Annotated in this window: 11 protein-coding genes; all 11 read left to right on the forward strand. The window is 34.3% G+C overall.

The window, feature by feature from the left end:
- The first annotated feature begins 179 nt into the window (after positions 1 to 179).
- The 11 genes from ACO05S_RS16585 (at position 180) to ACO05S_RS16635 (ending at position 12,844) form a co-directional block, all read left to right on the forward strand.
- The gene (locus ACO05S_RS16585; protein WP_421919134.1) at positions 180 to 2,417 is read left to right on the forward strand and encodes a hypothetical protein; all 2,238 of its coding nucleotides are present in this window, start codon (positions 180 to 182) and stop codon (positions 2,415 to 2,417) included.
- 107 nt (positions 2,418 to 2,524) lie between these two features.
- The gene (locus ACO05S_RS16590; RefSeq protein ID WP_421919135.1) at positions 2,525 to 3,037 is read left to right on the forward strand and encodes a hypothetical protein; all 513 of its coding nucleotides are present in this window, start codon (positions 2,525 to 2,527) and stop codon (positions 3,035 to 3,037) included.
- 10 nt (positions 3,038 to 3,047) lie between these two features.
- Entirely contained in the window at positions 3,048 to 3,977 is a 930-nt protein-coding gene (locus ACO05S_RS16595; RefSeq protein ID WP_421919136.1) for a tetratricopeptide repeat protein, read from the forward strand.
- A gap of 1,041 nt (positions 3,978 to 5,018) precedes the next feature.
- Positions 5,019 to 6,296 carry a peroxiredoxin family protein gene (locus ACO05S_RS16600; RefSeq protein WP_421919137.1) on the forward strand — a complete coding sequence of 426 codons (1,278 nt, stop codon included), beginning with the start codon at positions 5,019 to 5,021 and terminating at the stop codon, positions 6,294 to 6,296.
- A 198-nt stretch (positions 6,297 to 6,494) separates the two neighbouring features.
- Positions 6,495 to 6,773: a hypothetical protein gene (locus ACO05S_RS16605; protein WP_421919138.1), complete on the forward strand. Its 279-nt coding sequence runs from the start codon at positions 6,495 to 6,497 to the stop codon at positions 6,771 to 6,773.
- 389 nt (positions 6,774 to 7,162) lie between these two features.
- The gene (locus tag ACO05S_RS16610) at positions 7,163 to 7,918 is read left to right on the forward strand and encodes a GLPGLI family protein (RefSeq protein WP_421919139.1); all 756 of its coding nucleotides are present in this window, start codon (positions 7,163 to 7,165) and stop codon (positions 7,916 to 7,918) included.
- Positions 7,919 to 7,936: 18 nt separating this feature from the next.
- The gene (locus ACO05S_RS16615) at positions 7,937 to 8,701 is read left to right on the forward strand and encodes a GLPGLI family protein (protein WP_421919140.1); all 765 of its coding nucleotides are present in this window, start codon (positions 7,937 to 7,939) and stop codon (positions 8,699 to 8,701) included.
- An 18-nt stretch (positions 8,702 to 8,719) separates the two neighbouring features.
- Positions 8,720 to 9,496, forward strand: coding sequence for a GLPGLI family protein (locus ACO05S_RS16620; protein ID WP_421919141.1), 777 nt, complete (start codon positions 8,720 to 8,722; stop codon positions 9,494 to 9,496).
- Between the two features lie 675 nt (positions 9,497 to 10,171).
- On the forward strand, positions 10,172 to 11,449 hold the full coding sequence (locus ACO05S_RS16625; RefSeq protein ID WP_421919142.1) for a peroxiredoxin family protein: 1,278 nt from the start codon (positions 10,172 to 10,174) through the stop codon (positions 11,447 to 11,449).
- Positions 11,450 to 11,726: 277 nt separating this feature from the next.
- Complete coding sequence (locus ACO05S_RS16630; protein WP_421919143.1) at positions 11,727 to 11,981, forward strand: hypothetical protein; 255 nt, start codon at positions 11,727 to 11,729, stop codon at positions 11,979 to 11,981.
- Positions 11,982 to 12,073: 92 nt separating this feature from the next.
- Positions 12,074 to 12,844, forward strand: coding sequence for a GLPGLI family protein (locus ACO05S_RS16635; protein ID WP_421919144.1), 771 nt, complete (start codon positions 12,074 to 12,076; stop codon positions 12,842 to 12,844).
- The last annotated feature ends 54 nt before the right edge of the window (positions 12,845 to 12,898 follow it).

Genomic DNA, 12,898 nt, shown 5'->3' on the forward strand with positions numbered 1-12,898 from the left:
TATTTGTTCCCGGTTAATGTAAGAGGCTTTATTGATGTGATAAAAGATTAAAATTAACTGATGGAAAGAAATAATTGATAGATAAAATCATCTTACTTATCATATCAATGATCTGATTTGAAATGCAAAAGTGTTTAAAAGAAGCAATCACATAAACTTAATTACCAAACAAATTTAGAATGAAGAAAAATTTACTACTATTAATTAGCGTTTTGATGATCCCGGCAATGGGATTCTCTCAATCGTTTAAAGGGAAAGAAAAGCTTAGTTTCTTTCAGGCACCATCAGAGCAAATAAAGTTCTCGAATGCCAATGTATTTTTATCAACCGACAAAGCTTTGCAGGATGCCAAAAGGGAAGCTTCAAAAGCAAAAGTATCGAAGTTTGGATCCAAATTTGGAAACCTCGGTTCGAAGCTTTCCTGTGCGGTGAATAAAGGTATTGATAAGTTGGATGTAATGAATGAACTGATTCACTCAGTTAAAGACGAGGAAGGGCGATTTGCAGTTTGGGATTTTGTTCCTGCCTATATCAAGTACGACAAAAATGAAGTGAAGGAAACAGTGAGTGTTGAAATTTTTGTTTTACCTGAATCGCCAAAAACGGATATGGGAACCGACGAACGAATGCCAACAAAACCGGACGACGAAGGTTATTATCTTGTTCCTTGGAGTGTGAATTGTCGTTATCAGGTAACATCGGCACGCGGCGAAATGCTTTTCGAAGATAATTTGGGATTGATATCAGGTAAAACCAAAACTAAAAATTATACACTACCGAAACCCGTAAAATTGGGAAGTATAGGAGTGGCGAAAAAGGGGGAAGAAGATGGTTTAGCCATTTGCGATGAGATTGCAGTAAACGAAGCCTACAAGCGTGTGCACAAAGAGGTGTATTCGAGATACGGATTTGGACAGTTTACTGTTCCTACGAAACTCGGTAATATCAAAGAAATTAAAGAGCTCAAGAAATTAACAAAGCCTACATTGGCAATTTTCCAAGCTAAAAAAGGTTTGTTACTTAATAAAGATGAAAAGGCCAAATTAAAGAAGTATATCGACCTTGTTGAAAGAAACATCTCAAAATGTTCAGATAAAACAAGATGGGTTGCATATCACAACCTTGCTTTATCATATGCTTGGATGGAAGATGTGAACAAATCGCAGGATTATTTGAAAAAATACAGAACTGAAATTGATGCAACATTTGGTAAGATGGCTGTTTTCAATAAACTGGTAAAGCACGAATTGTCGAAAGAGGAGCGTGTTGCTGCCAAACAAAAATATGGTACTTTAGCAATTGGAAGTAAAGATTTTAAAAAGTACGGCAATTATAAGGATATCGAAACCTTTGTGAACTTCTATCCTAAAGGCGCCAAATCATACCCGGCATTATTGCACACCATCAATCGTAACCTTTCACAGTTTGTTGATTACTATGCTCATAACGATTTACTGTGTCAGTTGTTTCAGATCGATTTTCCATTTCAATTCCTTCCTCTACAAGACTTTAAAGGATTGCCTAAGACCATGAAAGGTCAGATTGTAAAAGAAGGAAGTGAGCCAATCGATTTTGATGTAAAATTTGACAGCAAACGCCGTATCAAAAAACTAGAAGCAAGTCAGATTGGTATAGATGATGATGGATCGAAAGATAAAATTGTATCGCGCGACATTAAGCCAGTATACGGCGACGATGGAAAGTACAAGTATATGGAAGTAAATGCGGGTTGGTTTGCTGAGTATTATGGAAAAACTACTTCGTACACAAAAATCAATTCAGTTTACGATCCATTGGTGGGATATACCAAGGGAGGAGCTGCTAATATTACTAAAAAAATTGGTTTTTGGGGAGATAAGATTAGCTCGGAAGATGTTCAGTTAAAGGTTGATTTGGACGGCATTATTTATTTTACAGGAAAATCGATATTGCCTCGAGCCAATGCAATATTTAAGGAGTTGTTGGATGCCAATGGTTTTGTGCCTAAAAACCCAAAAACAACTACTCAATTCGAAACTATCGCTAAAATTAACGATGAAGGTGTGTTTACCGAATGGAACTGGAATGGTTCTACGCAAACCCACATGGCAGGATCGAAAGGTGTTGGTCAGCAGAAAATTGATGCTGAGAAAATGGTTCGTAATATGAAATTTTCATCGGTGGATGACTATGGCAATCCTGTTAAAATGAATTACGCTTTAAATGTGAATGGCAAATTGTCGATGAATGAAAGATTGAGCTTTGGAAGCTTCATGAAGTGGGCATTTCTTGCAGGACAAGGTCCAAGGGTGAGTTCTGATAAGTTCGATATCAATACAAAAATGAATTGGGATTGTGAGTTTGTATACGATGCACAAGGAAATTGGACCGAGATGAAAGTGGGTCCATATAAAGCTACCCGAAGCTTTAAATATTAGCCTGTGACCATATTCTTAATGGGACTCAGGATACAAACAATTCAGGTGTCGGGCAGAATTGATATGCGCTGCCCGATGCCTAATTCTTTAACAAAACGGTGATTTTGATGAAAAAAAATATAATAGTAAAAAGCTTACTTTTTGCTCTTTTGATTTTGGGTGCGAATTTGCTTTCGGCTCAGTTGCTGCCTACTATATCAACTTCAAAGGAAGAACAACTGCTTAAGAGGTTCGTTTATTTTTCTATGCTTGAAAAAGATGTCAAGTTGGCGGTAGGACAAAAATGTATTGAATTCGAAAATGTTTCTGATTTGCCTCTTTTATTTTTTAGTGAAGCAATGTTTACTGCCAAGCGTGCTATAGAAGTGCATTTTATTAATGTAAATAACGAAAACATGGTATTGGAGCACAATAAAAGTGAGGACGATATCTTTTTTGTGAAATCCAGATTTGTAGTTGGTGAATATACCAAATCGTGGTTTGTGTTGATTGATGGACATTCTATTATTCTAAGAAACTGTTCGAGTAAGAAGTATTTGGCTCTTAATAGGGAGGGGGATTTTTATCCCGTTGATGAGTTGTCAAAAGCATCTCGATTCGAATTAATACATCACTTTTAAGCAAATGGAAATGAGAAAAATAATTACAATTTTGAGTTTGATCCTGTTTGCTGGTGTTTCGATGGCGCAGGAGGTATTTGCTCCTGCTTTTAAGATGACGAAAGAGCCCATGTTGGGGGCAAAAATTTATCTAGAGCCAAGTATAATTACAGGTGATAAACTGCCTTTCGATTTGGATAGCCTGTTGCAAAGTAATCTTAAATCGGGACATTGGGTAAATATGCCTTCGGGTAAAGCTTTGCGTATGGATAAGCATTGGAGATACATGAAGTTTTATTCGTTGGTGGATCACAAAGCTGAAGCTGATGTAGTGATAAAACCAAGTTTGAACTATGTTGCTCAATCGGAAATGGTGGACAAGCGATTGTGCGAATTTAAGGGCCGAGGAGGAGTGAAAATCCCGTTTAAAGAGATTAGGGCTACCAATTCGCTGAATGCCACTCTGCTTTTGCAAATTACAAGAAAAAACAAGTCTGCCATTACTGATACCATTGTATTTCATGCCAAATCGGAATTGAAGAAAGGAAAAAGATTGATTCCTATTACTGAGATGAATGAAAGATTTGTGAAATATATCTGCCTTCAGTTGTATGATTTAAACCATTTTGCCAAATGCGAAATGTTTCGTTTTCGATTTCCAAAAGTAAAGGTAAAAGATAAAGATTTGAAGGATGCTCTTAAAACTGTTCAAAGCTTGCTAAATGAAGCCAAGCTAAGCGAGGTGGCCAACATCTATCGAAAAATAATAGAGAGACAATCGTCGCCTGAGGCTCACTTGTGTTTGGGAATGTGTTACGAAATTGCTGGTGATTATCAGAAAGCACAGGAAGAGTATAAGCACAAAGCTGATTTTCACATTAAAACCAGAATGAAGTATAATATGCAAGTTTACAATTACTTTAAAAGTATTGGAATAAGGTTGCTGGCAATAGAGATATAGTAAAATCGATATGATTACAGCAAAAGCAATTAAAGTGTTTTTTAATTTTCAACACAAAGAAACACGTTGAAGTTGGGTGTTTTTTTATATTCACTTTATACCTGAGCTATGCAACGTGTATTATAATTAGTAGTAGGAAACCCCTTTGCCTTTTGGTGAAGGGGTTTGATTTTAAACAGGATATTGTTCTTGTATTACTTTATTCTCTTGCTATTTCTGATTTGCTATCAGGGTTCTAGGCTTGAGAATTTTAAAGTCAATTTTTTATGACTCATGATCTCAAACACGAAACCTTAACAATTCATTTTCTCAGGAATAGAAAGGACATAGGTTTAGTTGATTTTCCGAAGCTTTGGTTTTTGTCAGTTTTGCCATGAAATGAGCATGATTAAAAAAATTATAAAACATATAGGATAAATTCCTCGATAGATTTTGGATTTATTTACAAGTGCTAGGTTTGGTTATGTTACAACTATGGTGTTGTTCTTAAATTGAGGATGTTTTTTGGTGTTTACAAAATATGATTCTTTCATTTTTGTTTGATATAAACTTAAGATTCTACAATTGTTTAAATCTGTATCAATAGAATATTCATGTAATTTTTAGTTTGCAAAAAAATGCTATTTATCAAATAGTCCTAAGGTGGGATAGTATTAAGAACAAATGTATTGAAATATTATTTTTAGAAAAGTTTATTGAATTATGGTTTGTAATGTTCAAAAAATTAAGATGTTATATAAAGAAAATGATTTTTATGAATAAATAGTTTGTTTTTCACCCACTTTTTTGTTTAAATTAGATGTCTTAATGATAAGTGTGAATTTTACATGTTTAAGAGGAAGAATATGTAAATATTTATTGATATTTATCAAAGCTTCATATTAAAGCGAACCTAGAGGATTAAGGGGCTTGTGTAATTGGTAGGAAAAGGTAGCGTTTAATAATATATGTGATTTATCACTTTATTTATAAGAAAAAAGTACTGTACATATCAGTGTAGTGCAATATAATTTTGTAAATAATACCAATTAACAATTACTTATGAAAATGACTCTAAACCGAATTTCTATTTTACTACTACTTGGTTCTGCTATTATCCTTCTTTACAGATTTAGCAATCTTATTTTACCTGGTAAAACAGAGCCTAATTTTAGTCTGGAAATAAAACTAAATGGTAAAGTTCCCAAACCTGATAGCAAATGGTTTTTTGTAGCCAATGATGAAAAAGGCATTTTAAAGCCAGTCTGCTTTCGCAAGGAAAAACAAAAGGATGGCTTTATTTCGTTTTTTCAGTTTAAAAATGGCAGTGCCAAGATTCAGGAGCATATATCAAGACCCGGGCTTTATGTGTTAACCAACCAAGAACGTACTTGTTATTTTCCATTCATGCTTGATGCCAGTAGGCAGTCCATTGAATTGGTAAGCGATAGCCTGTTTAAAAGAAAAGACCTGTTAACTCCCATTCCATTTAGCTTTTCTGGTAGCACAGTCAATCAGGAATTTGTCAACTTTTGGAAGACAGAGGAGGCAGAGCAATTGCTTCAGGCTGATGCGAATTATTTACAATGGCTGCAAAACAATAAACCGTCTAAGCAGTCTACCCGAGAACAGATACAGCAGTTTGCAGAGGAGCGAAAAGAACAATTGACGCTATTAAATCTTCTAAAAGAGAGTGTGGCATTAAGCTATTTAGAGAAAAACCCCAATTCATACCTGGCACTCGATTACTTTTTGGCCTATGTGTTTAGGCCCAATTTTGCAAAGCTTGATGAGTCGGACATGAAATATTATACCTCCTTGCTTGGCGATAATTTAAAGAATACACAAGTATACAAAAGCATTGCTCAAAAGTACAAGGCAACACAAAACTTTTGTATTGGAAAAATACCACCGCCCATCGAATTGCCCGACAGCAGGGGAGACAAGCTTACACTTACTGATTTTACAGGAAATGTTACACTGGTTAATTTTTGGGTGATCGATTGCGATTACTGTAAGGCAGAGCAAAACAACATGCTGGACCTGTATGCCAAATACCATGAACAAGATTTTGAAATTGTAAGCATAGCCTTAGATACCAACAAAACGAATTGGCAAAACTATATAAATGAGAAAGGCTTTCCCTGGCAACAGGCTATTGATACAACGGGAAGTGAACATTCGCAAATTATTAAAGACTATGGGGGAATGGCTATTCCTATTAGTTACTTAATAGATAAAGAGGGTAAAGTAATTGCCAAAAATTTACGATGCCCCGCTTATGCCGATGAGGCAAAGTACAATATGAACCAACAACTGGAAAAAGTATTTGGTTTTTAATAAAAAACAAAGGAAAAGGACAGGAAGCCCAAAATTGTTGAACGCAATTGCTTCCTGCCCCGGCTCCTTATAAAGAAAGGAGGTTTAATGCAAAAGTAAGCAAATATTGGAAAAAGGAAGTTTTCTTCCGCCCTTGAAAGGATAAACAGGGCAAAACAAAAAAATAGATTATAATAAAAATGATTAAAAAATAAAATTATGAAAAAGTTTAAGAAGTTTAGTTTAATGATTGTAAGTCTTGTTGTTTTTACAGTTTCTGTATTTGCTATTCCACCTACTATATCAGCAAAAGGCTGGTGTCTTGGAGTTATTGAAGGCGGCGCAGCAACAGCGATATTTGATGAGAAGTATGATGGCATGCCATTTTATAAAGGAACTTTTGGCACTCCTCAAAAATGTGCTTATAAATGTATGGAGGAGAACGCAAATGCTTTTGATTATTACATCTACACTGGTGAATGTAGATGTTTTCATTAATTATATTCATGGGAAAATGCTAAATACGCCTGCTTTATTGTTTTTAAATGAAAGCTTTAGTAAAAATAAGGTGTATTTAAACAGCCGTTAATTTATTAATTATATTGCGGTTCACTTAAATTAATTTACTCCTTAAAGGAATTAATGTAAAGTATTCCTTTAGGGAGTTTAGACTTATGTTTTTAAAGGTTATCGCAATTTTAGTATTAGTCTTGTGCCTTTTGTAGAATTAGCATTAACCTAAGATCGATCAACATTGCGCCTCCTTGCTTTTAATCGGTATATGTTTCCAAGTTATTTTATGAATGATGATAACCAGTATTTGTTCTACTCTTAGCAAAGATTCTTTGTACTATAAGCTCAAATTAGTTTGTTATAAAAAAATATAGATGAAAAAGAAAATTGTATTTATAGCCATATTAACCTTAACAACGATATCACTATTCGCCCAAGAAAAAGAACTGTATATAAAATACAAGTATAGCATAGAATATTCTGAGTGTTTATTGTTCAGTGAAATGCCTGAAATGATTAATGGCAAAATTGAATTGTTTTCTTACGGAAATAAAATGATATCCAGAAAATATGACGGAGTATCAAACACATTAGACGAGGATGGTAATTTAATAGCAAGTGATTCTGTATATTACTACACAGTAATTGATTATCCCAAGGGGTATCTCCTAATTTCTGAGGATGTATCTGTGTCAACAGCACAGTTCCTTTTAAAGGAACCGCTAAATTTATTTAAATGGAAACCATGCATGGATACAAAAACGATACTGGGATATACTTGCCATAAAGCCACATGCAATTTTAGAGGTCGCGAATATGTGGCTTGGTTTACCCGCGAGATTCCTTTTAAGGCTGCTCCCTGGAAATTCCATGGATTACCAGGTGTGCTACTGGAAGTGTATTCAACTGATGGATATTGCAGTTGGGTAGCGGAAAGCCTAGAAATAAGACCGTTTAAAAAAGAAATAGAACTGCCTTTTTACGGATGGGATATTGTTGATTTGAAAAAATATATAAAGGTATTAAAGGCAAAAAAACAATCCTGTATAGAGTGGTATAAAAGAAATGGTGAATCTGAAGAGTTTATTTCTAATAGTGTGAGAACCATTGAAAAATTTGATTTGGATTAATCACAAAACGAACGAATTATGAAAACAGGAAAAGTCATAACACTATTATTGGTTCTTATTACGATTTCGGCATCACTTAACGCCCAGGAAAAAGAATTGTATATACAATACAAGTATAACAGAAAAGATTCCAAAGGTTTGCTACGCAGTGAAAACTCTTTTATGTGGGAAAGTGAAATTGAACTGTTTTCTTACGGAAATAAAATGGTATCCAGAAAAAATAACCTAATTTCAAATAAAGAAGATGCAAATGGTAATGTGATATCATGTGATACTTTATATTACTACACCGTCATTGATTATTCCAAGGGACACCTTCTTCTATCTGAAGATTTACCTCGTGGCCGAGGAGTACAGTACTTATTAAAAGAACCACTTAATTTATTTGAATGGAGGCCTAGTGTGGATACAAAAACCATACTGGGATACACTTGCCATAAAGCCACATGCAGCTTCAGAGGTCGCGAATATGTGGCTTGGTTTACCCGGGATATTCCCTTTAAGGCTGCTCCCTGGAAATTTCATGGATTACCTGGAGCAATACTGGAAGTGTATCCAACCGATGGATATTGCAGTTGGGTAGCGGAAAGCGTAGAAATAAGGCCGTATAAAAAAGAAATAGAACTGCCTTTTTATGGAATTGATATCGTTGATTTGAAAAAATACATGCAAATATTAAAGAAAAAGAAACAAGTTGCATTAAAGGGTGCTGAAATATTTGGGTTCTCAGAAGAGCAAATTTCTATGTCAACAAGAAGCATTGAAATTTTTGATTTGGATTAGTCCCAAAACTAACGAATTATGAAAGCAGGAAAAATCACAACACTACTATTGATTCTTATTACGATTTCTGGATCCCTATTCGCCCAGGAAAAAGAACTGTATATAAAATACAAGTATAATAGAAAAGGTGCAGAGAGTATTTCTAAGGGTTTGCTGTATAGAGAGGCGTCTTTTAAGACTTATGGCGAAATCGAATTATTTTCTTACGGAAATAAAATAAAATCCAGAAAAAATGGAGGAATATCAAATACAACAGACGCAGATGGTAATGTAATAGCAAGCGATACTTTATTTTACTATACAGTGATTGATTATACCAAGGGACACCTCCTTATTTCGGACGACTTACCTGCTGCGGGAACAGCACAGTTCCTTTTAAAGGAACCGCTAAATTTATTTAAATGGAAACCATGCATGGATACAAAGACCATACTAGGATATACTTGCCACAAAGCCACATGCAGCTTTAGAGGGCGCGAATATGTAGCTTGGTTTACCCGGGATATTCCCTTTAAGGCCGCCCCATGGAAATTCCATGGCTTACCCGGTGCAATACTGGAAGTGTACCCAACCGATGGATATTGCAGTTGGGTGGCGGAAAGCTTAGAAATAAGACCGTTTAAAAAAGAAATAGAATTGCCTTTTTACGGATGGGATATTGTTGATATGGATAAATACATGCAAATATTAAAGAAAAAGAAACAAGTAAATCTTAAGATTCTGAAAGGTTTTGGCTATTCAGAAGAGCAAATTTCTAAGAGATTAAAAGCCATTGAAATCTTTGATTTGGATTAATCACAAGGCTAAAAATGAAACTAGCATGATTAAAATAATTATTAAACATACAGGATAAATTCCTCGATAGATCTTGGATTTATTTACAAGTGTCAATTTTGGTTATGTGTATAAATATGGTGTTATTTTTAAATTGAAGATGTTTTTGATCTTTACAAAATATGATTCTTTTATTTTTATTTGATGTAAACTTAAGATTCTACAATTGTTTAAATCTGTTTGATTAGAACATTCATGTAGTTCTTAGTTTGCAAAGAAAAGCTATTTATCAAATAGTCTTAAGGTGGAATAGTATTAAGAACAAATTTAATGAAATATTATTTTTAGAAAAGTTCATTGAAATGTGATTTGTAATATTCAGGAAATTAAGTCGTTATACAAAGGAAGTGATTTTTATGAATAAATAGTTTGTTTTTCACTCACCCTTCCGTTTAATTTAAACGTGTTTATAAAGAGTGAGAATATCACTTATATTGAAAAAAGAAATAGATAAATTCATGTTGATGTTTTTGAGAACATCTTATTAAAGCAAACCTGGAGAAGTTGGAAGATTGTGTTATTGGTGGTAAAAGGTAGTGTTTAATAATAAATGTGATCTTGCGAACTTTTACATGAGGGAAGTATTGTATATATCCGTTTGATATGATGCGATTTTGTAAATCATACCAATAACTCATGAAAATGACTCTAAACCGAATTTCCATTTTATTACTACTTGGTTCTGCTATTATCCTTCTCTACAGATTTAGCAATCTTATTTTACCTGGTAAAACAGAGCCTAATTTTAGCCTGGAAATAAAATTAAACGGAGAAACTCCCAAACCCCAAAGCAAATGGTTTTTTGTAGCCAATGATGAAAAAGGCAACTTAAAACCTGTTTGGTTTGGCAAGGAAAAACAAAGGGAAGGATACATTTCGGTTTTTCAGTTTCAAAACGGCAGTGCCAAGATACATGGCTATCTAAAAAGACCCGGGCTTTATGTGTTAACCAACAAAGAACGTACTTGTTATTTCCCATTCATGCTTGATGCCAGCAGGCAGTCTATCGAATTGATGAGCGACGACCTATTTAAAAGAAAAGATCTATTAACTCCCATTCCATTTAGCTTTTCTGGTAGCACAATCAATCAGGAATTTGTCAACTTTTGGGAACAAGAAGAGGCGCAACAATTGCTTCAGGCCGATGCGAATTATTTGCAATGGCTGCAAAACAATAAACCGACTAAGCAGTCGAGTCGAGAGCATATACAGCAGTTTATAGAGAAACAAAAAGAACAATTGACGCTATTAAATCTTCTAAAAGAGAGTATGGCATTAAGCTATTTAGAGGAAAATCCCAACTCATACCTAGCCCTAGATTACTTTTTGGCCTATGTGTTTAGGCCCAAATTTACAAAGCTCGATGAGTCGGACATGAGCTATTACACCTCATTGCTGGGAGATAAGTTAAAGAAAACTCAAGAATACAAAAGCATTGCTCAAAAGTACAAGGCAACACAAAACTTTTGTATTGGAAAAACGCCACCGGTCATCGAATTGCCCGACAGCAGGGGAGACCAGCTTACACTTTCTGATTTTACAGGAAATGTTACACTGGTTAATTTTTGGGTGATCGATTGCGATTACTGTAAAGCAGAGCAAAACAACATGCTGGACCTGTATGCCAAATACCATGAACAAGATTTTGAAATTGTAAGCATAGCCTTAGATACCAACAAAACGAATTGGCAAAGCTATATAAATGAGAAAGGCTTTCCCTGGCAACAAGTTATTGATACAACAGGAAAAGAACACTCGCAAATTATTAAAGACTATGGGGGAATGGCTATTCCTAGTAGTTACTTAATAGATAAAGAGGGTAAGGTAATTGCCAAAAATTTACGATGCCCCGCTTATGCCGATGAGACAAAATACAATATGAACCAACAACTTGAAAAAGTATTTGGATTTTAGAATAAAAAGTGATGTGATGACTCGAAGTGATCCTATCACTACCCATACGAATAATAAAAAAGGAAAAGGACAGGAAGCCCAAAATTGTTGAACGCAATTGCTTCCTGCCCCGGCTCCTTATAAAGAAAGGAGGTTTAATGCAAAAGTAAGCAAATATTACAAACAGGAAGTTTTTCTTCCGCCCTTGAAAGGATAGACAGGGCAAAACCCAAAAAATGAATTTGAATAAAAATGATTTAAAAATAAAATTATGAAAAAGATTAAAAAAATAACATTGATGATGTTTTGCGTATTCGCACTATGTGTATCAGCTTACGCTAGTGTAGATTTTACAGTTTGGATACAGGGATGGGTCTCTGGATATATTAATGAAAGAGAACCAGAATTTGATACAAAGTATTATGGACCAGAATTATGTGTATACAAGAATGTTGCAAATTGGGAAGAATGCAGAGAGAAAGCAAAACGAAATCCTGAAGCGATAGCGTGGACCTATTGTCAGTCTAATCATGATTGTATTGTGATCAAGTGATTTTAACGTTTTGTTAATACTCTTGCAAAGAGTTTTAAATTCTTTGCAAGAGTATATTATGTCGATGTGTTTAAATGAAATATTAAAGCAAAATGCGAATCTACACACTAATATTAATTGTTATAACATATTTTAATAATTCAAATTCATTAATATGTGCTCAGGAGAAACAATTACGTGTAAACTATAAGTTTGAACGGAAGAATTTATATCTAGATGATAACGATAAGATATTGATAATGGCTCGACCAGTACATTATTTGAATGTATATAATTATGGTAACATAAGTATAAGAGAAACTGATCCAATGGTCGGTGTTTCGGATACCACATACAAGTATATTAAAATTGCTTATAACAAGGGAATGCTAGTTGAACCTGTAATTAAACAAAGAGGTGAATATAGCATGTTGCTCAAGGAACCACTCCAATTATTTGACTGGAAACTAGAAAAACCAACAAAGACCATATTGGGCTATTATTGCAATAAAGCCACATGCACTTTTAGAGGGCGTGCTTATATTGCCTATTTCACAAGAGAAATCCCATATAAGGCAGCTCCTTGGAAGTTTCATGGTTTACCCGGAGTAGTTTTAGAGGTACATTCTAGCGATGATTTTTTAAGATGGACAGCTCAATCCATAAATATCGAAACAAAAACTGAGAAGATAGAACTAGAACATTATGGGATGAATGTAATTAATTTGGAAGAGTACTTTGATGTACTTAAGAATAGGGAACAAGTTTTAATTGAAACACTCAGAAAAAACAAACTTCGTATTCCCGGTAACAGGTCTGATAAAGATATCAAACAAGTAAAACTACCAAACAGCATCGAAATTTTTGATTGGATAAGTGAGTGATTAACAGTTTAGGTATTTTACCATCATAAAAATAGGATGTAGTTTTTCAATAAT

It is taken from the genome of Marinifilum sp., assembly GCF_965230805.1.
In the GTDB taxonomy this organism is placed as follows: Bacteria; Bacteroidota; Bacteroidia; order Bacteroidales; family Marinifilaceae; genus Marinifilum.